The organism is Microbacterium sp. LCT-H2, from assembly GCF_001866135.1.
Lineage (GTDB): Bacteria > Actinomycetota > Actinomycetes > Actinomycetales > Microbacteriaceae > Microbacterium.
The window spans coordinates 725,000-749,702 of record NZ_MODW01000002.1 but is presented as its reverse complement, the minus strand read 5'-3'; the positions used below and the strand labels follow the sequence as shown (position 1 = coordinate 749,702).

Sequence of the window (24,703 nt, the reverse complement as noted above, 5' to 3'; positions counted from 1 at the left end):
CGCGTGTGACGGACTCGGTGAACCGGAGACGACTGGCGGTCTGGGGCGACCCGATCGGGCACTCCCGTTCGCCGGAGCTGCACGCCGCGGCGTACGGCGTGCTCGGACTGGACTGGGAGTACGGGCGCCGTCAGATCGGCGCAGAGAGCTTCGCGGACGCGGTTGAGGCCCTCGACGACTCCTGGCGCGGCCTGTCGCTGACGATGCCGCTCAAGGAGGAGGCGTACCGGTACGCCGCCAGCCGGGATGCCCACGCGGAGCTGACCGGCGCGGTCAACACGCTCCTGCTCTCCGAGACCCCGGCGGGATTCAACACCGACGTCGGCGGGATCGTCGATGCGCTCGGGGACGCCGGCATCCGCGAGATCGGGACGGCGCGGATCCTGGGCGCCGGAGCCACGGCGGCCTCGGCCCTCATCGCCCTCGCCGACCTGGGGGCGACACGGGTCGAGGTCGCCGCCCGTCGGCCGGAGCGCGCCGCCGGGCTCGTCCGCATCGGAGAGCGTCGCGGCGTCGTGGTCGCCCCTCGATCGTTCGAGGAGGTGGACGGCGACGCGGACCTCACGGTGGCGACGTTGCCCTCCGGCACCGCGTTGCCACCGGACGTCGCCTCCCGCCTGTCCGACATGGGCGGGACGCTCTTCGATGCGGCCTATGCCCCGTGGCCATCCGCGCTCGCGACGGAGTGGGGCGATCAGCCGGTGGTCTCCGGGCTCGGAATGCTGCTGCATCAGGCGGTCCGGCAGATCCGGATCTTCCTGCACGGCGACCCGGTCTCCCCGCTGCCGGACGAGGAGGCTGTCCTCGCCGCGATGCGCGCCACCCTCTGAGCGCCGCCGGACGAAACGCGGCACGGCGCGGGGGGAAACGCATGGGAGACTAGAGCACATGCTCCGCGTGCTCACGGCCGGCGAATCGCACGGCCCAGAACTCATCGCCGTCATGGAGGGTCTCCCCTCCGGCGTCCCGGTGTCGTCCGAGGCCATCCAGGCCGACCTCGCCCGCCGCAAGCTCGGCTATGGACGCGGCTCCCGGATGAAGTTCGAACAGGACGAGCTCACGATCTCCGGCGGCGTCCGGCACGGGAAGACGCTGGGCAGCCCCATCGCGCTGCGCATCGGCAACACCGAGTGGCCAAAGTGGATCGAGGTCATGAACCCGGAGCCGGTGGAGCTCACCGATCGCTCGCGCGGTCGTGGCGCCCCGCTGACCCGGCCACGTCCGGGCCACGCCGACCTCGTGGGCATGCAGAAGTACGACTTCGACGAGGCCCGTCCGATCCTCGAGCGCGCGAGCGCCCGGGAGACCGCCGCCCGCGTGGCGCTCGGTGCCGTCGCCCGCTCGTTCCTCGGCGAGCTCGGCATCCGACTCGTCAGCCACACGCTCTCCATCGGGCCGGTGCGCGTGCCGGATGGCGCAGCGCTGCCGACCCCGGACGACGTGGACGCCCTGGACGCCGACCCGCTGCGGTGCTTCGACCCCGCGACCTCGGCGCTCATGGTCGCCGAGGTGGACGACGCCAAGAAGGACGGCGACACCCTCGGCGGCATCGTCGAGGTCCTCGCGTACGGCCTGCCGCCGGGGCTCGGTTCCCACGTGCACTGGGACCGCCGCCTGGACGCCCGGCTGGCCCAGGCGCTCATGAGCATCCAGGCCATCAAGGGCGTGGAGGTCGGCGACGGCTTCGAGACCACGCGCCGCCGCGGCTCCGCCGCCCACGACGAGCTCTTCGCCACCGCCGACGGCATCGCCCGCGGCACGGACCGCGCCGGCGGTACCGAGGGCGGCATGTCCACCGGGACCGTGCTGCGCGTCCGCGCCGGCATGAAGCCGATCGCGACAGTGCCGCACGCGCTGCGCACGATCGACGTGGCGACCGGCGACGAGGCGACCGCGCACCACCAGCGTTCCGACGTCTGTGCCGTGCCAGCGGCGGGCGTCGTCGCGGAGGCCATGGTCGCCATCGAGCTGGCCCGCGCCGTGCTGGAGAAGTTCGGCGGCGACAGCATCCGCGAGACGCGCCGCAACCTGGAGGGGTACCTCGACGGCATCCCCGCGGAGCTGCGCACGGCCCCCGCGTCCGAGGCGGCGCTCATCGCGCATGACGAACGAGGCTGAGCCGCCGACGCTGGTCCTCGTGGGACCGATGGCGGCCGGCAAGACCAGCGTCGGGCGACGGGTCGCGCGGCGGCTGGGCGTCGCATTCATCGACACCGACAAGCGCATCGTCGCCGCGCACGGTCCGATCCCCGAGATCTTCGCCACGCACGGCGAGGCGCACTTCCGGGACCTGGAGCGCGCGGCGGTCCGCGAGGCCCTCGCCGAGGGTGGCGTGATCTCCCTCGGCGGTGGCGCCGTCACGGATCCGGAGACGCGGGCGCTGCTGCGCGCCCATCCCGTGGTCTTCCTCACCGTGAGCGAGGCCGCGGTCGCCGACCGCCTGCGCGGCGGGACGCGCCCGCTGCTGGCGGGCGAGGACCCGGTCGAGAAGTGGAAGCGCATCTTCGCCGAACGGCGAGGATGGTACGACGAGGTGGCGTCGACCACGTTCGACACCTCGCGGCGTCCGATGCAGCGCATCGCGGACGAGATCGTGGCATGGAGGAGAGAACAGCGATGAGCACGACGAACATCAGCGTCACCGGGAACGACGCCTACGACATCACGATCGGACGGGGGATCCTGGACCAGGTGTCGGCGGCTCTGGCCCCGAGCGTCCGCAAGATCCTCGTCGTGCACCCGCCGACCCTCGCGGCCCGCGCCGCCGAGCTCCGCGACCGGCTCCTCGCCGACACCGTGGACGGCCCGCGCGAGGTGCTGCTCGCCGAGATCCCGGATGCCGAGCAGGGCAAGCGCATCGAGGTCGCCGCGTTCTGCTGGCAGGTCATGGGCCAAGCCGACTTCACCCGGACGGACGCCGTCGTCGGCTACGGCGGGGGAGCGGTGACCGACCTCGCCGGCTTCGTCGCGGCGACGTGGCTGCGCGGCATCCAGATCGTCCAGGTGCCCACCACCGTCCTCGGCCTCGTGGACGCCGCGGTCGGCGGCAAGACGGGCGTCAACACCGCGGAGGGCAAGAACCTCGTGGGCGCCTTCTGGGCCCCGCGCGCCGTCGTCGGCGACCTCGACGAACTGGGCAGTCTGAGCCCCAACGAGGCCACCGCCGGCTTCGCGGAGGTCGTCAAGGCCGGTTTCATCTGGGCCCCGGAGATCCTCGACATCGTCGAGGCCGATCCCGCGCGCGCGGTCGACACCTCGACGGACGAGTTCCGCCGGGCCGTGGAGCTCGCGATCGACATGAAGGCGCAGGTCGTCTCGGACGACTTCCGCGAGGCCGGGCAGCGGGAGATCCTGAACTACGGCCACACACTCGGCCACGCGATCGAGCACGCCGAGCGGTACCGCTGGCGGCATGGGGCGGCCATCTCGATCGGCATGCTGTACGCCGCGGAGCTGTCCCGGCTCGCGGGGCGGCTGTCGGACGCCGCCGCGGAGCGCCACCGCACGATCCTCGAGTCGCTGGGCCTGCCCACGTCGTACCGCGCCGGAGCCTGGCCGCAGCTGCTCGCCACGATGCAGCGCGACAAGAAGAGCCGCGGCGGCATGCTCCGATTCATCCTCCTCGACGACATCGCCAAGCCCACCGTGCTCCAGGCGCCGGACGAGTCGCTGCTCTTCGCCGCCTACCAGGAGATCGGCGCATGACCACCGCCGTCCGGCGCATCACGCCGGAGGACTGGCAGGAGGTCAAGGCGCTGCGGCTGCAGGCCCTCGCCGACCCGGCCGCGCCGATGGCCTTCCTCGACACCGTCGAGCACGCCGCCGCACAGCCCGACCGCTTCTGGCAGGAGCGCGCCGCGAATGCCGCGGGTGACGCCGCCGCGGCGCAGTTCGTCGCGATCGCGGACGACGACACCTGGACCGGTACCGTGACCGTGCTCCCGCATCGCGAGCAGCACGACGCCGGACTGGTCGTGGGAGTCTACGTGGCGGACGCGCACCGCGGTGCGGGCGTCATCGATGCGCTCCTCGACGCCGCGGCGGCCTGGGCCCGCGATCGCGACCTCCGCGCCCTCGTGCTCGAGGTCCACGTGGACAACTCCCGGGCGCAGGCCGTCTACCGCCGCCGCGGCTTCGTCCGGACCGGCGAGATCGAGACCTCGGGCTTCGGGCGGGAATGGGTCATGCGCCGCGAGCTGGTCGACACCGGGAGCGTGCCCGCATGAGCGCACCGCGTCGGCTGCTGCTCGTCAACGGCCCCAACCTCAACCTCCTCGGCACCCGCGAACCCGAGGTCTACGGCACGGCGACCCTCGCCGACGTCGAGCGCATCACGGCGGAGACCGCTGCCGCGCTCGGGTTCGAGCTGCGAGCGTTGCAGAGCAACCACGAGGGCGTGCTCATCGACGCGATCCACGATGCGCGCGCGGACTGCGCGGGCATCGTCATCAACCCGGGCGGCCTCACCCACACCTCCGTCGCCCTGCGTGACGCGCTCACCGGCGTCGCGTTGCCCTTCGCCGAGGTCCACATCTCCGACGTGTACGCCCGCGAGGAGTTCCGTCACCACTCGTACCTGCACGACGTCGCCGCGGTCCGCGTCATCGGACGCGGCGTGGAGGGCTACGCCGACGCGGTGCGGGACCTCGTCGCGCAGCTCTGAGCGCGCGGGATCAGGGCAGGCCGACGAGCAGCACGCACACGGTGATGCCCACGAGTGTCAGCAGGGCCATGGCGAGGAAACAGGCGGCCAGCGCACGGAGCCGCGGCCGCACGCTCGACACCGCGAGGCGGATGACGACCATCGCGACCAGGCCCAGGACCAGGATGATCGCGGTCACCAGGCCGACGGTTCCCGCCGCGCCGCCGCTGCGGACGATCCCGATCAGGGGCACGAGGCTGACCGCCGTGAAGATCGCGGCGACGATGAGCCACACCGCCCCGGACGACGTCCGCAGCGCCGGCTGATTCGCCATCCTGGTCGGGTCCCGGTCGCGATCGTCCTCGCTCATCTCGATTCCTCCTGTCCTCGTCCACGCTGCCCGGGGCGACGGGAAGCGTCACGGGGCTTCCGCTCTCGAGGAGGAGCATCTATCGTGCCCCCGCGACGGCCCGCGCCGGGCATCCCGTAGAATCGACTGTCGGCCGACCCCGGCCCCCACGGACTCAGGAACGGAACTCCTCGCACATGGCATCCACCGCAGACATCAAGAACGGCGTCGTCCTCAGCATCGACGGGCAGCTCTGGAGCGTCATCGAGTTCCAGCACGTCAAGCCCGGCAAGGGCGGCGCCTTCGTCCGCACGAAGCTGAAGAACGTCGTCTCGGGCAAGACCGTGGACCGCACGTACAACGCCGGGGCGAAGGTCGACATCGAGAACGTCGACCGCCGCGACTACACCTACCTCTACACCGACGGTGACGGGTTCGTGTTCATGGACCAGACCGACTTCGACCAGATCACGCTGCCGGCGGCAACGGTCGGCGACGCGAAGAACTTCCTGCTCGAGAACCAGCAGGTCACCATCGCCCTCAACAACGGCAACCCCCTCTACATCGACCTCCCGGCGTCGGTCATCCTCGAGGTCACCTACACCGAGCCCGGCCTGCAGGGCGACCGCTCGTCCGCCGGCACCAAGCCCGCGACGCTCGAGACCGGCTACGAGATCCAGGTCCCGCTGTTCCTGGAGACCGGCACGAAGGTCAAGGTCGACACCCGCACGGGCGAGTACCTCGGCCGCGAGAAGTAAGGCGTGAGCGCCCGCACGAAGGCGCGCAAGCGCGCGCTCGACATCCTGTTCTCGGCCGACGTCCGCGGCGACGAGGTCGCGGTGGCCCTCGCCGCCGAGGCGAAGCGCGCGGCGAACGAGCCCGCACGTGAGGCGTCGTGGCTGTACGCGCGCGAGATCGTCGACGGCATCATCGACCAGCGCGACGAGATCGACGAGCAGATCACGACGCACAGCCGTGACTGGAAGCTCGAGCGGATGCCCGCCGTCGACCGCGCCCTGCTGCGCATCGGCGCGTGGGAGATCCTCTACAACGACGAGGTGCCGACCGCGGTCGCGATCGACGAGGCGGTGGAGCTCGCGAAGGAGTTCTCCACCGACGAGTCGGGCGCGTTCGTGCACGGCGTGCTCGCCCGCGTCGCCCGCTCGGCCTGAGCGCCGCAGCGGCGGTGTCGGCGGTGGCGGGCAGGATCGTCTCATGATCCGCCCGCCCGCCTCCGCCGCCCCGGGAGACGGCGCGCGGGATTGGCGTGCCCTGTTCGACGCGGCCGCCGCTCCGACGGCGGCGACCCCTCTCGCCCTCGGGTTCGAGGTGCGTGTCCGCGACGCCCGAGGAGCCAATCCCTGGGCGTCACGCCCGCAGCGCACGGCGACCCCACGCGATGTCGCGAAGGGGACCGGAGAGATCCTCCTCGGCATCCGTCCGCTGGAGCGGAGCGCGGCGACGGGGTCCTGGGTGCTCGGCACCGCCACCTGGGACGCGGTCCGCCGCGCACCGGACCAGTACGGTCGGGAACGGTCGCGGTGGTTCGCCGATCTGCTGAGCATCGCGCGGGACACGCTGCTCTCCGGCACGGCGGGGGACTGGCTCGTCGCCGACCTGATCGAGTCGCGGCTCCTCTGGGGGCATCTGCGGTCGGCGACCGACCTCGGCATCCCGCTCGTGGCGGCGCAGCGGTCGACGACGCTCGTCCTCGCGGACACCGCGGAGCTCACGGCGGCCGTGTCCCGCGACGACGACGGCAGCCTCGTGGTCCGGCCGGTCGTGACGGTGGACGGGCGCGAGACACCGCCGGGCAGCATCAGGTCCCTCGGGCGCTCCGGCGTGTACGAGATCGCGCAGAGCGGATCGCGCCTCCAGGTGACGCTCGCGGAGCTTCCGCTCGCGGGCCCCGCGCAGTCGCTGATCCGCGCCCGGACGCTCGTCGTCCCCGTGGAGGAGGAGACGGCGTTCCTCCAGGATGCCTATCCGCTCCTGGCGCGCCGCCTCCCCGTCCGCGCGGTCGGCCGCGTCTCGCTGCCCGCGCTTCCGCCGCCTCGTGCCGTGCTCCGGGTGGCGTTCCGCCGCGGAGACACCGTGGAGTACGCCGTCGAGTGGGACTATCGCGGCTTCGGGCGGGTGCCGTTCAGGCCTGGTCCGGAGGCCGTGCGGGATCCGGAGGCCGAGGCCGGGGTGACGGAGCGGCTCCGGAGCGTCTGGGCGGAGCACGGCGTCGCGTTCGCTCCCTCGGGGGCTTTCCATAACGTGGCGGCTGCGGAGTTCATGACCCGCGTCGTCCCGGCGCTGGAGGCGGACGGCGTCGAGGTGGAGGTGTCCGGCCGTCGCAAGACGTATCGCGAGCTCGCCGGAGAGCCGGAGATCACCGTGTCGACCGTGGAGAGCACCGACCCGGACTGGTTCGACCTCGGCGTGATCGTCCGCATCGACGGACGGAGCATCCCGTTCGAGCCGCTGTTCACGGCTCTGAGCGCGGGCCGGCGAAAGCTCCTGCTCGTCGACGGCAGCTACTTCTCGCTGAACCACCCGGCGCTCGACCGGCTGCGCGACCTCCTCGACGAGGCCGGAGACCTCGACGAGTGGGAGACGGGCCCGCGGATCAGCCGTCATCAGACGGATCTGTGGGAGGAGTTCGAGGATCTGGCGGACGAGGCCCTTCCCGCGGTGAGCTGGCGGGCCACCGCCGAGGGACTGCGCAGCGCCACCGCGGTGCCGGCGGTGCCGATCCCTCCGGGGCTCACCGCACAGTTGCGGCCCTACCAGAAGGACGGCCTTGACTGGCTCGCGTTCCTCTGGTCGCACCGGCTCGGCGGCATCCTCGCCGACGACATGGGTCTCGGGAAGACGGTCCAGCTGCTCGCCCTCATCCTGCATGCCCGTGCGGCGGGGGAGGGACGTCCGTTTCTCGTCGTGGTCCCGACGTCCGTGCTGGCCACCTGGCGCACCGAGGCGGCGCGGTTCGCTCCGGGCCTCCGCGTGGTCACCCGGGACTCCACCGCCGGGCCTGCCGTGGCCGTCGTGGCTCGCGAGGCTGATGTGGTGCTCACGACCTACGCCGTCGCCCGGCTCGACGATGAGGGGTTCGCACGCGTCGCCTGGGCCGGACTGATCCTCGACGAAGCTCAGTTCGTGAAGAATCCGGCGACGAAGCTGCACCGCGCCGTCGCTCGCTTCCCGGCCGACGTCACCATCGCGGTCACGGGCACGCCGCTGGAGAACAGCCTGGAGGAGCTCTGGGCGCTGCTGAAGCTCACGGCACCCGGCCTGTTCGCCTCGGCGCGGAAGTTCCGCGAGCACTACATCCAGCCGATCGAGCAGGGGAAGGTCCCGGAGAATGCGGAGGGCGGACCGTATCGGCAGCGCCGCCTCGCGCAGCTCCGACGACGGATCCGCCCGCTCGTGCTCCGCCGCACCAAGGAGCTCGTTGCCCCCGATCTGCCGCCGAAGCAGGAGCAGGTGCTGGAGGTCGAGCTGAGCGCGGGGCATCGCGAGCTCTACGAGACGGTGCTGCAGCGGGAGCGGCAGAAGGTGCTCGGCCTGCTGGAGGACCTGGACCGGAACCGCTTCATCGTGTTCCGCTCCCTGACGCTCCTGCGCATGCTGAGCCTCGCTCCGGCGTTGATCGACCCGGCCGACGCGCGCCTCGGCTCCCGCAAGCTCGACGAGCTCCTGGAACGGATCGTCGAGCTGCAGGCGGAGGGGCACCGCGCGCTCGTGTTCAGCCAGTTCACGTCCTTCCTCGACATGGCGGCCGCCCGTCTGGACGCCGCCGGCATCCCGTACGCGCACCTCGACGGATCGACGCGGCATCGCGAGCGGGTGGTCACGGACTTCGCGGAGGGGGAGCAGCCCGTCTTCCTCATCAGCCTGAAGGCCGGCGGATTCGGACTCACCCTGACCGAGGCCGACTACGTCTTCCTCCTCGACCCGTGGTGGAACCCCGCCGCCGAGGCGCAGGCCGTCGACCGCACGCACCGCATCGGCCAGCGCAGCCAGGTGTTCGTCTACCGGATGATTGCCACCGGCACGATCGAGGAGAAGGTCCTCGCGCTGCAGCGACGCAAGGCCCGGCTATTCACCGCCGTGCTCGACGACGACGCGCTCTTCGCCCAGACGCTCACCGCCGACGACATCCGCGGTCTCTTCGACGACTAGACCGTTTTCCCCGGCTCGTCCCGCCGGGTGCTCAGGGAGCCGTCGGTACAATCGAACGGTTCATCTTCGAGAGGAATGCAATGCGGATCACGGGACTCGGCCACGCCGGCATGTTCATCGAGACGGTCGGCGGCAACATCATCTGTGACCCGGTGCTCGGCCCGTCCTTCTTCGGGTCCTGGTTCCCGTTCCCGGACAACCGTGCCCTCGACTGGGAGCGCTACGGCCGCGAAGCCGACTTCCTCTACATCTCGCACCGGCACCGCGACCACTTCGATCCGGCGCTGCTGGAGCGGTACATTCGCAAGGACATCGAGGTGCTCCTGCCGGAGTACCCGATCGACGACCTGGAGCAGGACATCCGGGCGCTCGGCTATACGAACATCACCTACGCGCCCGCCGGCGAGATCATCGAGCGCGGGGCGCTCAAGATGATGATCACCCCGCTGCGCGCGCCGAGCGACGGCCCGATCGGCGACTCGTCGCTCAGCGTGGACGACGGCACGGGCTCGATGCTGAACCAGAACGACTCGCACCCGCTCGATCTCGACAAGCTGCTGCACTTCGGGAAGCCCGACGCCTACTTCACGCAGGTCTCCGGGGCGATCTGGTGGCCCATGGTCTACGACCTGCCGCTGGACGCGAAGCAGAACTTCGCCCGCCTCAAGCGCGAGGCGCAGAACAAGCGGGCGATGTACTACATCGAGAAGGTCGACGCTCCGCACGTCTTCCCGATGGCGGGTCCGCCCATGTTCCTCCGCGGCGACCTCTTCGACTTCAACGGGATGGGTCGCAACGGCGAGTCCATCTTCACGGACCAGAAGCAGTTCATCGCGCACATGAAGGAGCTGGCACCGAAGTACGACGGGCAGCTCTTCGTCCCCGGCACTCTCGTCACGATCGACGGCGGTGCGGTGACCACCGAGCAGACGCTCTACACCGAGGCCGAGCTCGCCCACATCTTCGACGAGAAGTGGGAGTACCTGGAGGAGCAGCGCGCGACCCGCCAGCAGGAGATCCGCGACGAGGAGGCCTCTCGCGCCGCGATCATCCCGCCGGACGAGATGCTCGCGGCGATCAAGGAGTGGTGGGAGCCGCTGCTGAAGAAGTCGCGCACCATCCGCCTCGGAGTCGGCGGGCACGTCCGCTTCCGCATCGGGGAGCTGGACATGGTGGTCGACTTCCCGCGCGCCAAGGTCCGCGAGTACGCAGGGGAGGAGTGCGTGTACTGGTACACGATCCCGGCCGACCTCGTGTCGACGAACATCCGCGACCACGAGATCGACTGGTCGAACTCGATCTTCCTGTCGATGCAGTTCTCGGTCGGGCGCAGCGGCAAGTTCAACGAGTTCCTCACCACGTTCCTCAAGTGCCTCTCGGTCGACCGGATCGAGTACGTCGAGAACTGGTACCAGGAGCAGACCGACCAGACCGAGGACGCGGAGATCGGCGACTGGGTCGTCCAGCGCCGCTGCCCGCACCTGCGCGCCGACCTCACCAAGACGGGGAAGGTCGACGAGGACGGCATCCTCACGTGCAGCATGCACGACTGGAAGTGGGACCTGAAGACCGGACGCTGCCTCTCCACGAGCGGCCACCCGATCCGCTCCTCGAAGATCGACGACGTGACGGATCCGGTGCTCCGCGAGGCGAGCTGAGCACGCCTGTACCACCGAGCGCAGCCGGTGGTACAGTGAAGCGATGCCGACCGCTCTGACCCGTATCCAGGTGACGCAGACCGCCGCGCTGCGCGACGCGCTGGAACTCGCGGAAAGCGAGTGGCCGGGACTACCGAAGTCGGAGCAGGTGGCGAGGCTCGCGGTGCTGGGGGCGGAGCGGCTCGCAGAGCGAGGATCCCACCGGCGCGCGACCCGGCGGGCGGCGCTCGAGGCGACGCGAGGATCGATCGCGTATCCACCGGGGTATCTCGACGCTCTTCGGAAGGACTGGCCGGAGTGATCGTCGTGGACACCGGTGTCCTCATCGCGCACCTTTCCGCCGACGATGTCCACCAGGATGCGGCGTTCGACATCCTCGATACCGAGGAAGACCTTCTGATCCACCCGATCACCCTCGCGGAGGTGCTCGTGCATCCGGCGCGGATGGGCACAGAGCTCGCCGATCTCGCCAAGATCGACTCCCTTGGGCTGCTGCGTCGGGAGGAGACGGTTGACGAACCGGTCCATATCGCGCGGCTCCGCGCCGCAACCTCCCTGAAGCTCCCGGACTGCGCGGTACTCGTCACAGCGGAGGCGTTCGGCGCGACGCTGGCGACCTTCGACCGTCGTCTCGCGGCGGTCGCCAGAGAGCGCGGTGTCGAGGTCGTCGGCGTCCGATCGCACCGCTAGACTGGGATCACAAGCAACCTTTAACACCGTCCTGTGAGGCGGAGAAGGGAGCGGCTGATGAGTGTGCGCACTGTGCTGCACCAAGCCGACATCTCACGAGCGCTGACCCGGATCGCGCACGAGATCCTCGAGTCCAATCGCGGGGCCGACGACCTGGTCCTGCTGGGCATCCCGACCCGCGGCGTCACGCTAGGCCACCGGCTCGCCGCGCTGATCAGCGAGATCGCCCAGGTCTCCGTCCCCGTCGGGTCCCTCGACGTGACGCTCTTCCGCGACGACCTCGCCAAGCACCCGACGCGGTCCCCGCAGCCGACGGAGATCCCTCCGGGCGGCATCGACGGGAAGACCGTCGTCCTCGTCGACGACGTCCTGTTCTCCGGCCGGAGCATCCGCGCCGCGCTCGACGCCCTGCAGTCGATCGGCCGTCCCGCCGTCGTGCGGCTCGCAATCCTCATCGACCGCGGACACCGGGAGCTTCCCATCCGCCCCGACTTCGTGGGCAAGAACATCCCGTCCGCGCGCACCGAGCGCGTCAACGTGCGTCTGTTCGAGAACGACGGCGCCGAGGAGGTGACGATCGGCGAATGAGGCATCTCCTCGACACCCGCACGCTCGACAGAGCGACCGCCCTGCGCATCCTCGATGTCGCGGAGGACATGGCCGACACCCAGTCCCGCGAGGTCAAGAAGCTTCCCACGCTCCGCGGCAAGACGGTCGTGAACCTCTTCTTCGAGGACTCCACGCGAACTCGCATCTCGTTCGAGGCCGCGGCGAAGCGCCTGTCCGCCGACGTCATCAACTTCGCCGCCAAGGGCTCCAGCGTCTCCAAGGGCGAGAGCCTGAAGGACACCGCACAGACGCTCGAGGCGATCGGCGCCGACGCGGTCGTCGTGCGGCACCCCGGCTCCGGGGCCCCGCAGACGCTCGCCACGAGCGGCTGGATCTCCGCCGGCGTCGTCAACGCGGGCGACGGCACGCACGAGCACCCCACCCAGGCGCTCCTCGACGCCTTCACCATCCGCAAGCGCCGATTCGGTGCGGACAGCCGGGGACGCGATCTCTCCGGTCTCCGCGTCACGATCGTCGGCGACGTGCTGCACTCCCGCGTGGCGCGCTCCAACGTCTGGCTGCTCACGACGCTCGGCGCCGAGGTCACGCTCGTGGCACCGCCCACCCTGGTTCCGCAGAACGTGTCCCTGTGGCCGGTCCGCGTGGTCTACGACCTGGACGAAGCCCTCGCGGAGGGGCCGGACGCCGTGATGATGCTGCGCATCCAGCTCGAGCGCATGAACGCGGCGTATTTCCCGACTGAGCGGGAGTATTCGCGCCGGTGGGGCCTGGACGCACGGCGCGTGGCGGCTCTGCCGGGCGGTAGCATTGTCCTGCACCCCGGACCCATGAACCGGGGACTGGAGATCTCCTCCGAAGCTGCCGATTCCCCCCGTTCGACGGTGCTGGAACAGGTGTCGAACGGGGTCTCCGTGCGCATGGCGGTGCTGTACCTGCTGCTGGCAGGGGAACGAGACGACGAACGAGGGGGAGACCTGTGAGCGAGACCCTCGTCATCACCGGTGCACAGCTGCTCGGTGCGGACAGCGCCGACATCATCATCGAGAACGGCGTCATCGCCGAGGTCGGCGCGGGGCTCACCCGCACCGGCGCACGCGTGATCGACGCCGCGGGCCTGGTCGCGCTGCCGGGTCTCGTCGATCTGCACACCCATCTGCGTGAACCCGGGTTCGAGGCCTCCGAGACGATCCTCACCGGCACCAGAGCGGCCGCCGCCGGCGGGTTCACCGCCGTGTTCGCGATGCCCAACACCTCTCCGGTCGCCGACACGGCGGGCGTGGTCGAGCAGGAGCTCGCCCTCGGCGAGGCGGCCGGCTATGCGACCGTGCAGCCGATCGGCGCCGTCACCGTGGGGCAGAAGGGCGAGCGCCTCGCCGAGCTGGGCGCCATGGCCACGTCGCGTGCCCAGGTGCGCGTCTTCAGCGACGACGGCTTCTGCGTGTGGGATCCGCTGATCATGCGCCGGGCTCTGGAGTACGTGAAGTCCTTCGACGGCGTCGTCGCCCAGCATGCGCAGGACCCGCGGCTCACCGAGGGCGCCCAGATGAACGAGGGCACCGTCTCGGCCGAGCTCGGGCTGGCCGGGTGGCCGGCGGTCGCCGAGGAGTCGATCATCGCCCGCGACGTGCTTCTCGCCGAGCACGTCGGCTCCCGCCTGCACGTGTGCCACCTCTCGACGGCAGGCTCCGTCGACATCATCCGCTGGGCCAAGAAGCGCGGTGTCAACGTGACGGCCGAGGTCACGCCGCACCATCTGCTGCTCACCGACGAACTCGTCCGCGGCTACGACGCGCGGTTCAAGGTCAACCCGCCGCTGCGCCGCCAAGAGGACGTCCTCGCGGTCCGGGAGGGCCTCGCCGACGGCACGATCGACATCGTCGCGACCGATCACGCGCCGCACCCCAGCGAGCACAAGGCGTGCGAGTGGCAGGCCGCCGCGAACGGCATGGTCGGTCTGGAGAGCGCCCTGCGGGTCGTGCACCAGTCGATGGTGCAGACCGGCCTGCTCGACTGGGCCGACGTGGGCCGGGTCATGAGCGCGACGCCCGCCCGCATCGGACGGCTCTCCGGCCACGGCACGCCGCTCGCCGCCGGGCAGCCCGCGCATATCACGCTGTACGACCCCGCGGTCGACGGCGTGTTCACCGCCGCGGACCTGCACGGGCGCAGCGTGAACTCGCCCTACCTGGGCCGCGCACTGCCCGGCAGGGTGGAGTACACGGTGCACGGCGGCGTCCTCACGGTCGACGGCGGCGCCGTCGTCGAGGAGCTCGGCGCATGAGCACACGGGACCTCGCGGTCGCGATCATCATCGCCGTCGCGCTGCTGATCCTGCTCTCGATGCTGTTCGCCTGGCGACGACGAGTGCGGCGCGATGCCGCGTACACGGCCCCGCTCGGGGTGCCGGAGCACGCGGAGGTGACGCGCCGCGACGAGGTGCTCTACGTGTCCACCACCCGGCACGAGCAGCCACTCGAACGGCTCGCGATCACCCCGCTGGCGTTCCGCGCACGCGGTGAGCTGGCCGTGACCGACCGCGGCATCGCGCTGGCCCTGGACGGTGCCCCCACCGTCTTCCTCGCCGCCGACCGCCTCGTCTCCGTCGACCGTGCGACCGTCACCATCGATCGCGTCGTGGAGCCCGGCGGGCTCGTGCGCATCTCGTGGCACGTCGACGACACGACCGTCGTCGACAGCTATGTGCGCCTCACCGGCGGCGACCTCCCGACCCTCATCTCCGACCTGCAGCGGCTCATCCCCGCCGCCCCTGACACAGGAGCTTCGTCATGACCCTCTCGACTTCCTCCCCGCAGGCCTCCACGGCCCGCCTTCCCGACCCCGCCGTCCTCGTCCTGGAGGACGGCACCCGACACCGCGGACGTGCCTACGGCGCGCGCGGGCGCACTCTCGGCGAGGTCGTGTTCGCCACCGGCATGTCGGGATACCAGGAGACCATCACCGACCCGTCCTACGCCGGGCAGATCGTCCTGCAGACCGCCCCGCACATCGGCAACACCGGCATGAACGACGAGGACACCGAGTCGCGCCGCATCTGGGTCGCCGGCTACATCGTGCGCGACCCCTCGCGCGTCGTCTCGAACTGGCGCGCGAACGCCTCCCTCGACGAGGTCCTCGTCGAAGACGGCATCGTCGGCATCAGCGGCGTCGACACCCGCGCGGTCACCCGGCACATCCGCTCCGCCGGCTCCATGCGCGGCGGCATCTTCTCGGGTGCGGAGGCGGAGCTCGACCCGGAGGAGCAGCTGCGCATCGTCCGCGAGGCTCCGGAGATGACCGGCCTCAACCTCTCGGCCCAGGTCTCGGTCGAGACCGCGACCGTCACCCCGGCGGTGGGGGAGCGCATCGGCAACCTCGCCGTGCTCGACCTCGGCGTGAAGCAGGCGACGATCGACAACCTCGCCGCCCGCGGCTTTGACGTGCACGTCCTCCCGCAGGACGTCAGCATCGACGAGATCCGGGCCATCGAGCCGGTGGCCGTCTTCTACTCGAACGGTCCCGGCGACCCCGCGGCGTCGGGCGACCACGTCGAGCTGCTGCGCGCGGTCCTCGACGACGGGCTGCCCTTCTTCGGGATCTGCTTCGGCAACCAGCTCCTCGGCCGGGCCCTGGGGCTCGGCACGTACAAGCTACCGTTCGGCCACCGCGGCATCAACCAGCCCGTGCTGGACAAGCAGACGGGCAAGGTGGAGATCACCGCGCACAACCACGGCTTCGCCGTGGAGGCGCCCCTGGAGGGCTCCTTCGACAGCCCGCACGGCTACGGCAAGGTCGAGGTCAGCCACGTCGGCCTCAACGACAACGTCGTGGAGGGCCTGCGCGCCCTCGACATCCCCGCCTTCTCGGTGCAGTACCACCCCGAGGCCGCGGCCGGACCGCACGACGCCAACTACCTCTTCGACCGCTTCCGCGACATGGTCATCGCGAACAAGAAGGACGCACAGTAATGCCCAAGCGCGACGACATCCACTCCGTCCTCGTCATCGGCTCCGGCCCGATCGTCATCGGCCAGGCCTGCGAGTTCGACTACTCCGGCACACAGGCGTGCCGCGTCCTCCGTGAGGAGGGCGTCCGGGTCATCCTCGTCAACTCCAACCCTGCGACGATCATGACCGACCCCGACTTCGCCGACGCGACCTACATCGAGCCGATCACCCCCGCGGTGATCGAGACGATCATCGCGAAGGAGAAGCCCGACGCGATCCTGCCGACGCTCGGTGGTCAGACGGCGCTGAACGCCGCGATGGCCCTGCACGAGCAGGGGATCCTCGAGAAGTACGACGTCGAGCTCATCGGCGCGAAGGTGGACGCCATCAAGAAGGGCGAGGACCGTCAGGTCTTCAAGGAGCTCGTCCTCGAGGCGGGCGCGGACGTCGCCAAGAGCGTCATCGCCCACACCATGGACGATCTCCTCGCCGGCGCCGAGCAGCTGGGCTACCCGCTCGTGGTTCGTCCGTCCTTCACCATGGGCGGGCTGGGTTCCGGCTTCGCCTACGACGAGGAGGACCTGCGCCGTATCGGCGGCGCCGGCCTGCGCGACTCGCCGACGACCGAGGTGCTCCTGGAGGAGTCGATCCTCGGCTGGAAGGAGTACGAGCTCGAGCTCATGCGCGACACCGCCGACAACACGGTGGTCGTCTGCTCCATCGAGAACGTCGACCCGGTCGGCGTGCACACCGGCGATTCGATCACGGTGGCACCGGCGCTGACCCTGACCGACCGCGAGTACCAGAAGCTCCGCGACATCGGCATCGACATCATCCGCGCCGTGGGCGTGGACACCGGTGGCTGCAACATCCAGTTCGCGGTCAACCCCGAGAACGGGCGCATCATCGTCATCGAGATGAACCCGCGCGTCTCCCGGTCGAGCGCCCTGGCGTCGAAGGCCACCGGCTTCCCGATCGCCAAGCTCGCGGCCAAGCTCGCCCTCGGCTACCGCCTCGACGAGATCCCGAACGACATCACCGGCGTGACCCCGGCGAGCTTCGAGCCGACGCTCGACTACGTCGTCGTCAAGGTCCCGCGCTTCGCGTTCGAGAAGTTCCCGGCCGCCGACGCCACCCTCACCACGACCATGAAGTCGGTCGGCGAGGCGATGGCCATCGGCCGCAACTACGCCACCGCCCTGCAGAAGGCGCTGCGGTCGCTCGAGAAGCGGGGCTCCAGCTTCCACTGGGGCGAGGAGCCGCGCAGCGTCGAGGAACTGCTCGAGATCGCGAAGACGCCGACCGACGGCCGGATCGTCACCCTGCAGCAGGCGCTGCGCAAGGGCGCGACCATCGAGCAGGCGTTCGAGGCCACGGCCATCGACCCCTGGTTCCTCGACCAGATCGTCCTCATCAACGAGGTCGCCGAAGTCGTCCGCACCGCCGGCGAGCTGGACGACGCGACGCTGCGCTACGCCAAGGAGCACGGCTTCTCCGACGCGCAGATCGCCCAGCTCCGCGGCGAGAGCGAGGCCGAGATCCGCGGCGTGCGCCACGGTCTCGGCATCCGCCCCGTCTACAAGACGGTCGACACGTGTGCAGGTGAGTTCCCCGCGCTGACGCCGTACCACTACTCGAGCTACGACGCCGAGACCGAGGTCGCGCCGTCCGACCGCACCAAGGTCGTCATCATCGGCTCCGGCCCGAACCGCATCGGTCAGGGCGTCGAGTTCGACTACTCCTGCGTGCACGCCTCGTTCGCGCTGTCTGACGCGGGCTTCGAGACCGTGATGATCAACTGCAACCCGGAGACCGTGTCGACCGACTACGACACGTCCGACCGGCTGTACTTCGAGCCGCTGACGCTCGAAGACGTGCTGGAGGTCCTGGACGCGGAGGCGGCGAGCGGCACCATCCTCGGCGTCGTCTGCCAGCTCGGCGGCCAGACCCCGCTCGGGCTCGCGAAGGGCATCGAGGCGGCCGGCTACACGGTCCTGGGGACGAGTCCGGAGGCCATCGACCTGGCCGAGGAGCGCGAGCTGTTCTCGCGCCTGCTCGATGAGGCCGGACTCCTCGCGCCCCGCAACGGCACGGCGATCGACGTGGAAGGCGCGGTGCGCATCGCCGAGGAGATCGGCTACCCGGTGCTCGTGCGCCCGAGCTTCGTGCTCGGCGGACGCGGCATGGAGATCGTCTACGGCACCGATGCGCTGCGCGACTACTTCGTGCGGACGGCCGGGGAGGTCGTGATCGAGGAGGGCAAGCCGCTCCTGGTCGACCGCTTCCTCGACGACGCGATCGAGCTCGACGTGGACGCCCTGTACGACGGCACCGATCTCTTCATTGGCGGCGTCATGGAGCACCTGGAGGAAGCCGGCATCCACTCCGGTGACTCGAGCTGCACGCTGCCGCCGGTCTCGCTCGGCCGCAGCGACGTGGACCGCGTCCGCGAGGCCACCCTCGCCATCGCGCAGGGCGTCGGCGTGCGCGGTCTGCTGAACGTGCAGTTCGCGATCAGCGCCGGCGTCCTCTACGTCATCGAGGCCAACCCCCGGGCCAGCCGCACGGTGCCGTTCGTCTCGAAGGCGCTGGGCATCCCGATGGCGAAGGCCGCCAGCCGCATCATGGCCGGCTCCACCATCGCCGAGCTCCGCGCCGAGGGGATGCTGCCCGAGCAGGACGGCTCACGCGTCCCGCTGGACGCCCCGGTCTCGGTCAAGGAGGCCGTGCTGCCCTTCAAGCGGTTCCGCACCGCCGACGGCAAGACGGTCGACTCGGTCCTGGGCCCGGAGATGCGCTCGACCGGCGAGGTCATGGGCATCGACCGCGACTTCCCGACCGCGTTCGCGAAGTCGCAGGCGGCTGCCTACGGCGGCATGCCGACCTCGGGCACCGTGTTCATCTCGGTCGCCGACTCCGACAAGCGCGCGGTGATCCTCCCGGCGCACCGCCTCCAGCAGCTCGGCTTCACGATCGTTGCGACCGAGGGCACCGCGGAGATCCTGTCCCGCAACGGCATCGCGGTCACGGTGGTGGAGAAGTACAGCGAGACCCAGGAGTCCGGCGCCCGGAACATCGTCGACCTCATCAACGACGGGGAGATCGACATCGTCGTGAACACCCCGTCGGGTGGCGCTGCTCGCGCGGACGGCTACGAGATCCGCGCCGCCGCGGTGGCCGCCGACAAGGCGCTCTTCACGACCATCGCCGTGCTCGGTGCAGCGGTGAGCGGGATGGACGCCGCGCACGAGGGCTTCCAGGTCAAGAGCCTGCAGGAGTACGCGCAGGACCGGATGGCCGCGGTATGACGGCACGCTTCGGCGAGCGGGCTCGCACGGCCCTCGAGGCGCACGGCCCGCTCTGCGTCGGCATCGACCCCCACGCCGCTCTGCTGGCGGCGTGGGGGCTGCCGCCCGATGCCGCCGGAGTCCGTGAGTTCGGGCTCCGTACCGTCGAGGCGGCCGCCGGTCGCGTCGGGATCGTCAAGCCGCAGGTGTCGTTCTTCGAGCGATACGGCGCGGCCGGGTTCGCCGCGCTGGAGGATGTGCTCGCCGCCGCGCGGGCGGCCGGACTGCTCGTGATCGCGGACGCCAAGCGCGGCGACATCGGGTCGACGATGACGGACTACGCCCAGGCGTGGCTGCCCACCGGCGCGCCGCTGGAGGCCGATGCGCTGACGGCGAATCCGTACCTCGGCGTCGGAGCGCTGGAGGGCGCGTTCGCCCTGGCCGAGGAGCACGGCAAGGGGCTCTTCGTCCTGGCCGCGACGAGCAACCCCGAGGCGACCGCGCTGCAGCAGGCGACGACCGCGGACGGCGAGACCGTCTCCGCCGCCGTCATCGCCGAGGTGTCGCGTCGGAACGCCGACGCGACGCCCGCGGGGGAGTGGGGCAGTTTCGGCTTCGTCATCGGTGCCACGGTGGACCAGGAACAGGCCGGCATCGCGCCGTTCGCGCCGGTCGCCCCGATCCTCGCCCCCGGCTTCGGCGCGCAGGGCGCCACTCCCGCGGATCTCGCCCGCCGCTTCGGCCCTCAGGCCGCCTCGGTGATCGCGAGCGAGAGCCGCAGCCTCCTCTCCGCGGGCCCGGCGGCCCTCGCCGAGACGATCGCCGACCGTGCCGCCCAGTATCGAGAGGTCAGCCGTGGCTGAGGAACGCCGCACCGTCCCCGAGGTCGACAGGGCCGCCGCGGCGCGCCGCGCCGTCGAGAGACGACGCGCCAGAGCCTCGGTGAAGCGCGACCTGACGATGCGCGTCGTCACCCCGCAGTCTGTGCTGCATCGCGCGACGGAGGACCCCGACTCGGTCGAGGGGTCCATGCGCATCACCGACTTCCTCCTCGCCCTTCCGGCGATCGGCGCGGGAAAGCGCGACCGCGTGCTGGAGCAGCTGCACATCTCGCCCGTCAAGCGGCTCGGCGGTCTCGGGGCGCGGCAGCGACGGGTGCTGGAGGAGTGGCTGGACGAGCGCTTCCCGGTGTCGACGCCGCGCGGGGCGCGCAGCCGGCTCCTCGTCCTCGCCGGCCCCACGGCGGTGGGCAAGGGGACGGTCGCCGCGCACATCCGCGAGAACAACCCCGAGATCCACCTGTCCGTGTCGGCCACCACCCGACCACCGCGCCCCGGCGAGATCGACGGCGTGCACTACTACTTCGTCGACGACGCCGAGTTCGACCGTCTGATCGCCGACGGTGAGCTGCTGGAGTACGCGGTGGTGCACAATCGCTCCCGCTACGGCACTCCGCGCGCCCCTATCGACGCCGCCCTGGCCGAGGGGAAGACCGTCCTGCTGGAGATCGACCTCCAGGGCGCGCGCCAGGTACGCGAGGCCGAGCCGTCCGCGACGCTCATCTTCCTCCTGCCGCCGAGCTGGGATGAGCTGGTGCACCGGCTGGTCGGGCGCGGCACCGAGGACGCCGAGGAACGGAGCCGCCGACTGCGCACCGCGAAGGTCGAGCTGGCGGCGCAGAACGAGTTCGACCACCTCATCGTGAACGAGGACGTCGCCACCGCCGCTCGCGAGGTCGTAGACTTGTCTACAAGCTCTGCGCGCTGACCCGTTTCCGGGGTCGAGCACCACGCCCGTCCCCGAGTCCGTCGAAGGGTCGCGGGCCCGCAGCATCGTCTTCGCGGCGAATCCCGTCGCCTGATCAGGAGGTCCACCCATGGCCGGACGCAACAACGGCATCATCGATCCCCCCATCGACAACCTGCTGGAGCGCGTCGACTCCAAGTACGAGCTCGTGATCTACGCCGCCAAGCGCGCTCGTCAGATCAACGACTACTACTCCGACCTGCACGAGGGGAACCTCTTCGACAACGTGGGCCCGCTCGTCGACTCCTCGGTCGAGGACAAGCCGCTCACCATCGCCCTGCACGAGATCAACGAGGACAAGCTCCGCCTGCGTCACGCGGAGTAACTCGACGACCGCGCCGCCCCCACGTCGGTGGCGCGGTCCAGAATGGGTGCCACACCCTCCCACCGTCCGTCCCCGTTCTGGAGCATCGATGAGCGCGCTGCGTCTGTTCACGTCCGAGTCCGTCACTGAAGGGCATCCGGACAAGATCTGCGACCAGATCTCGGACAGCATCCTCGACGGGCTCCTCGCGAAGGATCCCGGTTCCCGGGTCGCGGTCGAGACGCTCGTCACGACCGGCCTCGTCCACGTGGCGGGGGAGATCCGGACCGACGCCTACGTCGACATCCCGACGATCGTCCGCCAGGTCGTGAACGGCATCGGCTACACCTCCTCCGACACCGGCTTCGACGGCGACTCCTGCGGCGTCAGCGTCTCGGTGGGGGAGCAGTCCACCGACATCGCCCACGGCGTCGACAACGCTCAGGAGCACCGTGACGGCTCGTCTGTGGATCCGCTCGACGGTCTCGGCGCCGGAGACCAGGGCATCATGTTCGGGTTCGCCACCAACGAGACCCCGCAGCTCATGCCGATGGCCGCATGGACCGCGCACCGCATCGCCGAGCGGCTGACGGAGGTGCGCCGCAGCGGGCTGCTGCCCTTCCTGCGCCCGGACGGGAAGACGCAGGTCACCCTCGGCTACGACGGCTTCACCCCGAAGACCGTCGACGCCGTCGTGCTGTCCACCCAGCACAACCCGGACATCGCCCAGGACGACCTCAAGGCGCAGATCCGCGAGCACGTCATCGACCCGGTCCTCGCCACGACGGGCCTCGACCTCGACGACGTCACCTACTACATCAACCCGGCGGGCCCCTTCGTCACCGGCGGTCCCAAGGGCGACGCCGGGCTCACCGGTCGCAAGATCATCATCGACACGTACGGCGGCGCCGCACGGCACGGCGGTGGTGCCTTCAGCGGCAAGGACCCGTCGAAGGTCGACCGCTCGGGCGCGTACGCGACCCGCTGGGTCGCCAAGAACGCGGTCGCCGCGGGTCTCGCCGACCGCCTCGAGGTGCAGGTCGCCTACGCGATCGGCGTCGCGCGACCGGTCGGCCTGTACGTGGAGACGTTCGGCACCGGACGGGTGTCCGACGAGGTCATCACCCGGGCCATCGACGAGGTGTTCGACCTCCGGCCGCAGGCCATCATCGAGCAGCTCGACCTCCTGCGTCCGATCTACGCGCAGACGGCCGCGTACGGGCACTTCGGCCGGGAGCTGCCGGACTTCACATGGGAGCGGACGGACCGGGCCGAGGAGCTGCGGCGCGCTGCCGGGCTCTGAGGGGCCTGCGGTGCTGATCTCTCCGGAGAGCCGGCGCATCGCCCGGGTGCTCCTCGAGTCGCCGCTGCCGCAGCTCGACCGCCTGTTCGACTACGCCCTCCCGCCGGAGCTCGGTGACATCGAGCCCGGGGTCCGCGTGCGCGTGCCCCTGCGGACCGCGGGGCGCGTGGTCGACGGATTCGTGGTGGAGCTGAGCGTGGAGGACGACGCCGATCGGCCGCTCTCCGAGGTCGAGAGCATCGTGTCGGACATCCCCGTGCTGCCGGATCGCCTGTACCGACTGGCGCGGCGCGTCGCGGATCGCGCGGCAGGGTCGGCGTCCGACGTGCTGCGGCTGGTGATCCCGAAGCGGCAGGTGCGGGTCGAGAAAGCCTGGACCGCCGACGCCCCGACGCCGCTGCTCGAACCCGAGGCTCACGACGAGGCCGCGTCCGTCGTCGCACTCTATGACGGACTGCAGGCGGTGCTCGACGAGAGCGGTCGTGCGGCCGTCGAGGCCATCCCGCAGCTCACCGACGACATGCCGGGCTGGGCGCGGATGCTCGCCGCCGCCGCGGCCACGACGCTCGCGGCCGGGAAGTCGAGCATCCTCGTCGTGCCTGACCACCGTGACCTCGATCGGCTGCTGGCCGCCCTCGACGGGTTCGTCCCCGCGGAGGCGATCGCACGGTACGACTCGCGACAGACCAACCCGGATCGCTACCGCTCCTTCCTGCGCACGCTCGAGGACGCGCCCTGCATCGTCGTCGGGAACAGGTCCGCCGTGTACGCCCCCGTCGTCGCCGGTCTCGTGGCGCTGTGGGACGACGGCGACAGTCTGCTGGGCGAGCCGCTCGCACCCTACGTCCACGCCCGGGACGCGGCGCTGCTGCGACAGGAGGCGGAGGGCTCGGCCCTGCTCTTCGCCGGTCATACGCGGACGACCGAGGTCGAGCGGCTCGTCGTGCACGGCTGGCTGCGGGATATCCGCGCGACCCGGCGCGTGCTCCCGCGTGTCGTGCTCAGCACTCCCCAGGAGATGGAGCAGCCGACGCCGCAGCGCATGCCATCGTCGGCCTTCCTCGCCGCCCGGAACGCGGCCGCGGACGGGCCGGTGCTCATCCAGGTCTCGCGGCCCGGCTTCGCGCCGTCGCTCGTCTGCGCCGACTGCCGAGCTCCCGCCCGATGCCCGCACTGCGGCGGCCCCCTCGGCGCCCGCCATCGCGGCGCGGTCCCGGTCTGCGGGTGGTGCGGGCGCGGTGCCAGGGCATGGACGTGCCCGGCGTGTTCCTCGACCCGTCTCCGACTCGCCTCGTCGGGAAGCGAACGGACAGCCGATGAGCTGGGCCGCGCCTTCCCCGGTGTCCGCGTCATCGTCGCCGACGGCAGTCACCCGGTGGAGCGCGTCGATGCGCGTCCAGCCCTCGTGGTCGCCACTCGTGGCGCCGAGCCGCTCGCGGAAGGCGGCTACCGGGCCGTCGTCCTGCTCGACGGCCCGCGGATGCTGCAGGCGCCGGATCTGCGCATCGGCGAAGCGTGTCTGCGGTGGTGGTCGAATGCCGCCGCCCTGGCCGCCCCCGGCGCTCCGGTCCACCTCGTCGGCGTCGACGGCGCCGTCGCCAGAGCGCTGGCCACCTGGAACCAGGCCGCCTACGCGCGCACGGAGCTGGAGCACCGCGCACCGCTGCACATGCCCCCGACCGCGCGGGTCGCGCTCGTGGAAGGGTCAGCGGCCGCCGTCGCTCGCGCCCTGGAGGCGCTGTCCGAACTCTCCCTGCCCGCGGACGCGGTGCTCGGCCCCGTCCCCGTCGAGTCCGATGACGTTCCGCCGCGGGTCCGTGCTCTCGTGCGCTTCGACTACGGCGCGGGGAGCCGCGTCGCGACCACCCTCCGTGCTGCCGTCGTGGCCGAGGCGGTGAGCGGCCGCCGAGGCCGCACCAAGGCCGCCCGCAGCACGCTCTCGGTCCGCCTCGATATCCTCGATCCAGAACTCTGACCCTT

The 24,703-nt window shown here is 70.9% G+C and carries 24 protein-coding genes; 23 read left to right on the top strand and 1 reads right to left on the bottom strand.

Features of this window, described 5'->3' with window-relative positions; all coding sequences use genetic code 11:
* Window positions 1–5 precede the first annotated feature (5 nt).
* From BK819_RS08025 to aroQ, 6 genes are read left to right on the top strand one after another with little or no spacing between them, the layout of a single operon-like run.
* Entirely contained in the window at window positions 6–830 is an 825-nt protein-coding gene (locus BK819_RS08025) for a shikimate dehydrogenase (RefSeq protein WP_071328772.1), read from the top strand.
* 58 nt (window positions 831–888) lie between these two features.
* Window positions 889–2,118, top strand: coding sequence for a chorismate synthase (gene aroC / locus BK819_RS08020; RefSeq protein ID WP_025103508.1), 1,230 nt, complete (start codon window positions 889–891; stop codon window positions 2,116–2,118).
* Window positions 2,102–2,620, top strand: a complete 519-nt coding sequence (locus BK819_RS08015; protein WP_071328645.1) for a shikimate kinase — start codon at window positions 2,102–2,104, stop codon at window positions 2,618–2,620. Before aroC ends, BK819_RS08015 begins: the two co-directional genes overlap by 17 nt.
* Window positions 2,617–3,705, top strand: coding sequence for a 3-dehydroquinate synthase (gene aroB / locus BK819_RS08010; protein ID WP_071328644.1), 1,089 nt, complete (start codon window positions 2,617–2,619; stop codon window positions 3,703–3,705). The genes BK819_RS08015 and aroB overlap by 4 nt, the downstream gene beginning before the upstream one ends.
* Window positions 3,702–4,226, top strand: a complete 525-nt coding sequence (locus BK819_RS08005; RefSeq protein ID WP_071328643.1) for an N-acetyltransferase — start codon at window positions 3,702–3,704, stop codon at window positions 4,224–4,226. The genes aroB and BK819_RS08005 overlap by 4 nt, the downstream gene beginning before the upstream one ends.
* The gene (gene aroQ / locus BK819_RS08000; protein ID WP_071328642.1) at window positions 4,223–4,663 is read left to right on the top strand and encodes a type II 3-dehydroquinate dehydratase; all 441 of its coding nucleotides are present in this window, start codon (window positions 4,223–4,225) and stop codon (window positions 4,661–4,663) included. Before BK819_RS08005 ends, aroQ begins: the two co-directional genes overlap by 4 nt.
* Window positions 4,664–4,673: 10 nt before the next feature.
* Here aroQ and BK819_RS07995 read toward each other — a convergent pair whose 3' ends face one another.
* Complete coding sequence (locus BK819_RS07995) at window positions 4,674–5,012, bottom strand: hypothetical protein (RefSeq protein ID WP_071328641.1); 339 nt, start codon at window positions 5,010–5,012, stop codon at window positions 4,674–4,676.
* A 176-nt stretch (window positions 5,013–5,188) separates the two neighbouring features.
* On the opposite strand from BK819_RS07995, the gene efp reads away from it, so the two are divergent.
* From efp to BK819_RS07910, 17 genes are all read left to right on the top strand, one after another.
* The gene (efp, locus tag BK819_RS07990; RefSeq protein WP_071328640.1) at window positions 5,189–5,749 is read left to right on the top strand and encodes an elongation factor P; all 561 of its coding nucleotides are present in this window, start codon (window positions 5,189–5,191) and stop codon (window positions 5,747–5,749) included.
* Window positions 5,750–5,752: 3 nt separating this feature from the next.
* On the top strand, window positions 5,753–6,163 hold the full coding sequence (gene nusB / locus BK819_RS07985) for a transcription antitermination factor NusB (RefSeq protein WP_060922157.1): 411 nt from the start codon (window positions 5,753–5,755) through the stop codon (window positions 6,161–6,163).
* Window positions 6,164–6,206: 43 nt separating this feature from the next.
* Entirely contained in the window at window positions 6,207–9,161 is a 2,955-nt protein-coding gene (locus BK819_RS07980) for a DEAD/DEAH box helicase (RefSeq protein ID WP_071328639.1), read from the top strand.
* 80 nt (window positions 9,162–9,241) lie between these two features.
* Entirely contained in the window at window positions 9,242–10,819 is a 1,578-nt protein-coding gene (locus tag BK819_RS07975; RefSeq protein WP_071328638.1) for a Rieske 2Fe-2S domain-containing protein, read from the top strand.
* Window positions 10,820–10,862: 43 nt separating this feature from the next.
* Entirely contained in the window at window positions 10,863–11,120 is a 258-nt protein-coding gene (locus tag BK819_RS07970; RefSeq protein ID WP_071328637.1) for a hypothetical protein, read from the top strand.
* The gene (locus tag BK819_RS07965) at window positions 11,117–11,509 is read left to right on the top strand and encodes a PIN domain-containing protein (protein WP_071328636.1); all 393 of its coding nucleotides are present in this window, start codon (window positions 11,117–11,119) and stop codon (window positions 11,507–11,509) included. The genes BK819_RS07970 and BK819_RS07965 overlap by 4 nt, the downstream gene beginning before the upstream one ends.
* A 57-nt stretch (window positions 11,510–11,566) precedes the next feature.
* Complete coding sequence (gene pyrR / locus BK819_RS07960; RefSeq protein ID WP_071328635.1) at window positions 11,567–12,097, top strand: bifunctional pyr operon transcriptional regulator/uracil phosphoribosyltransferase PyrR; 531 nt, start codon at window positions 11,567–11,569, stop codon at window positions 12,095–12,097.
* The gene (locus BK819_RS07955; protein ID WP_071328634.1) at window positions 12,094–13,059 is read left to right on the top strand and encodes an aspartate carbamoyltransferase catalytic subunit; all 966 of its coding nucleotides are present in this window, start codon (window positions 12,094–12,096) and stop codon (window positions 13,057–13,059) included. The genes pyrR and BK819_RS07955 overlap by 4 nt, the downstream gene beginning before the upstream one ends.
* A complete protein-coding gene (locus BK819_RS07950; RefSeq protein WP_071328633.1) occupies window positions 13,056–14,360 on the top strand; it encodes a dihydroorotase in 1,305 nt (434 codons plus the stop codon). The genes BK819_RS07955 and BK819_RS07950 overlap by 4 nt, the downstream gene beginning before the upstream one ends.
* A complete protein-coding gene (locus BK819_RS07945; RefSeq protein WP_071328632.1) occupies window positions 14,357–14,869 on the top strand; it encodes a hypothetical protein in 513 nt (170 codons plus the stop codon). The genes BK819_RS07950 and BK819_RS07945 overlap by 4 nt, the downstream gene beginning before the upstream one ends.
* Window positions 14,866–16,044, top strand: a complete 1,179-nt coding sequence (carA, locus tag BK819_RS07940) for a glutamine-hydrolyzing carbamoyl-phosphate synthase small subunit (RefSeq protein ID WP_071328631.1) — start codon at window positions 14,866–14,868, stop codon at window positions 16,042–16,044. The genes BK819_RS07945 and carA overlap by 4 nt, the downstream gene beginning before the upstream one ends.
* On the top strand, window positions 16,044–19,331 hold the full coding sequence (gene carB / locus BK819_RS07935) for a carbamoyl-phosphate synthase large subunit (protein WP_071328630.1): 3,288 nt from the start codon (window positions 16,044–16,046) through the stop codon (window positions 19,329–19,331). The genes carA and carB overlap by 1 nt, the downstream gene beginning before the upstream one ends.
* Window positions 19,328–20,173, top strand: coding sequence for an orotidine-5'-phosphate decarboxylase (pyrF, locus tag BK819_RS07930; RefSeq protein WP_071328629.1), 846 nt, complete (start codon window positions 19,328–19,330; stop codon window positions 20,171–20,173). Before carB ends, pyrF begins: the two co-directional genes overlap by 4 nt.
* Entirely contained in the window at window positions 20,166–21,077 is a 912-nt protein-coding gene (gene gmk / locus BK819_RS07925) for a guanylate kinase (RefSeq protein ID WP_071328628.1), read from the top strand. Before pyrF ends, gmk begins: the two co-directional genes overlap by 8 nt.
* A 109-nt stretch (window positions 21,078–21,186) precedes the next feature.
* On the top strand, window positions 21,187–21,441 hold the full coding sequence (gene rpoZ, locus BK819_RS07920; protein WP_025103490.1) for a DNA-directed RNA polymerase subunit omega: 255 nt from the start codon (window positions 21,187–21,189) through the stop codon (window positions 21,439–21,441).
* A gap of 88 nt (window positions 21,442–21,529) precedes the next feature.
* Complete coding sequence (metK, locus tag BK819_RS07915) at window positions 21,530–22,723, top strand: methionine adenosyltransferase (protein ID WP_071328627.1); 1,194 nt, start codon at window positions 21,530–21,532, stop codon at window positions 22,721–22,723.
* A 16-nt stretch (window positions 22,724–22,739) separates the two neighbouring features.
* Window positions 22,740–24,698 carry a hypothetical protein gene (locus BK819_RS07910; protein WP_083391720.1) on the top strand — a complete coding sequence of 653 codons (1,959 nt, stop codon included), beginning with the start codon at window positions 22,740–22,742 and terminating at the stop codon, window positions 24,696–24,698.
* Window positions 24,699–24,703: the final 5 nt, after the last annotated feature.

Bases quoted from the DNA above. Each gene is read 5' to 3' on its own strand.
- pyrF (WP_071328629.1), top strand. From the start codon at position 19,328: ATGACGGCACGCTTCGGCGAGCGGGCTCGCACGGCCCTCGAGGCGCAC.
- BK819_RS07970 (WP_071328637.1), top strand. From the start codon at position 10,863: ATGCCGACCGCTCTGACCCGTATCCAGGTGACGCAGACCGCCGCGCTG.
- BK819_RS08005 (WP_071328643.1), top strand. From the start codon at position 3,702: ATGACCACCGCCGTCCGGCGCATCACGCCGGAGGACTGGCAGGAGGTC.
- rpoZ (WP_025103490.1), top strand. From the start codon at position 21,187: ATGGCCGGACGCAACAACGGCATCATCGATCCCCCCATCGACAACCTG.
- BK819_RS07975 (WP_071328638.1), top strand. From the start codon at position 9,242: ATGCGGATCACGGGACTCGGCCACGCCGGCATGTTCATCGAGACGGTC.
- carB (WP_071328630.1), top strand. From the start codon at position 16,044: ATGCCCAAGCGCGACGACATCCACTCCGTCCTCGTCATCGGCTCCGGC.
- BK819_RS07945 (WP_071328632.1), top strand. From the start codon at position 14,357: ATGAGCACACGGGACCTCGCGGTCGCGATCATCATCGCCGTCGCGCTG.
- aroB (WP_071328644.1), top strand. From the start codon at position 2,617: ATGAGCACGACGAACATCAGCGTCACCGGGAACGACGCCTACGACATC.
- efp (WP_071328640.1), top strand. From the start codon at position 5,189: ATGGCATCCACCGCAGACATCAAGAACGGCGTCGTCCTCAGCATCGAC.
- BK819_RS07955 (WP_071328634.1), top strand. From the start codon at position 12,094: ATGAGGCATCTCCTCGACACCCGCACGCTCGACAGAGCGACCGCCCTG.
- BK819_RS08015 (WP_071328645.1), top strand. From the start codon at position 2,102: ATGACGAACGAGGCTGAGCCGCCGACGCTGGTCCTCGTGGGACCGATG.
- BK819_RS07980 (WP_071328639.1), top strand. From the start codon at position 6,207: ATGATCCGCCCGCCCGCCTCCGCCGCCCCGGGAGACGGCGCGCGGGAT.
- metK (WP_071328627.1), top strand. From the start codon at position 21,530: ATGAGCGCGCTGCGTCTGTTCACGTCCGAGTCCGTCACTGAAGGGCAT.
- aroQ (WP_071328642.1), top strand. From the start codon at position 4,223: ATGAGCGCACCGCGTCGGCTGCTGCTCGTCAACGGCCCCAACCTCAAC.
- BK819_RS07995 (WP_071328641.1), bottom strand. From the start codon at position 5,012: ATGAGCGAGGACGATCGCGACCGGGACCCGACCAGGATGGCGAATCAG.
- pyrR (WP_071328635.1), top strand. From the start codon at position 11,567: ATGAGTGTGCGCACTGTGCTGCACCAAGCCGACATCTCACGAGCGCTG.
- aroC (WP_025103508.1), top strand. From the start codon at position 889: ATGCTCCGCGTGCTCACGGCCGGCGAATCGCACGGCCCAGAACTCATC.
- carA (WP_071328631.1), top strand. From the start codon at position 14,866: ATGACCCTCTCGACTTCCTCCCCGCAGGCCTCCACGGCCCGCCTTCCC.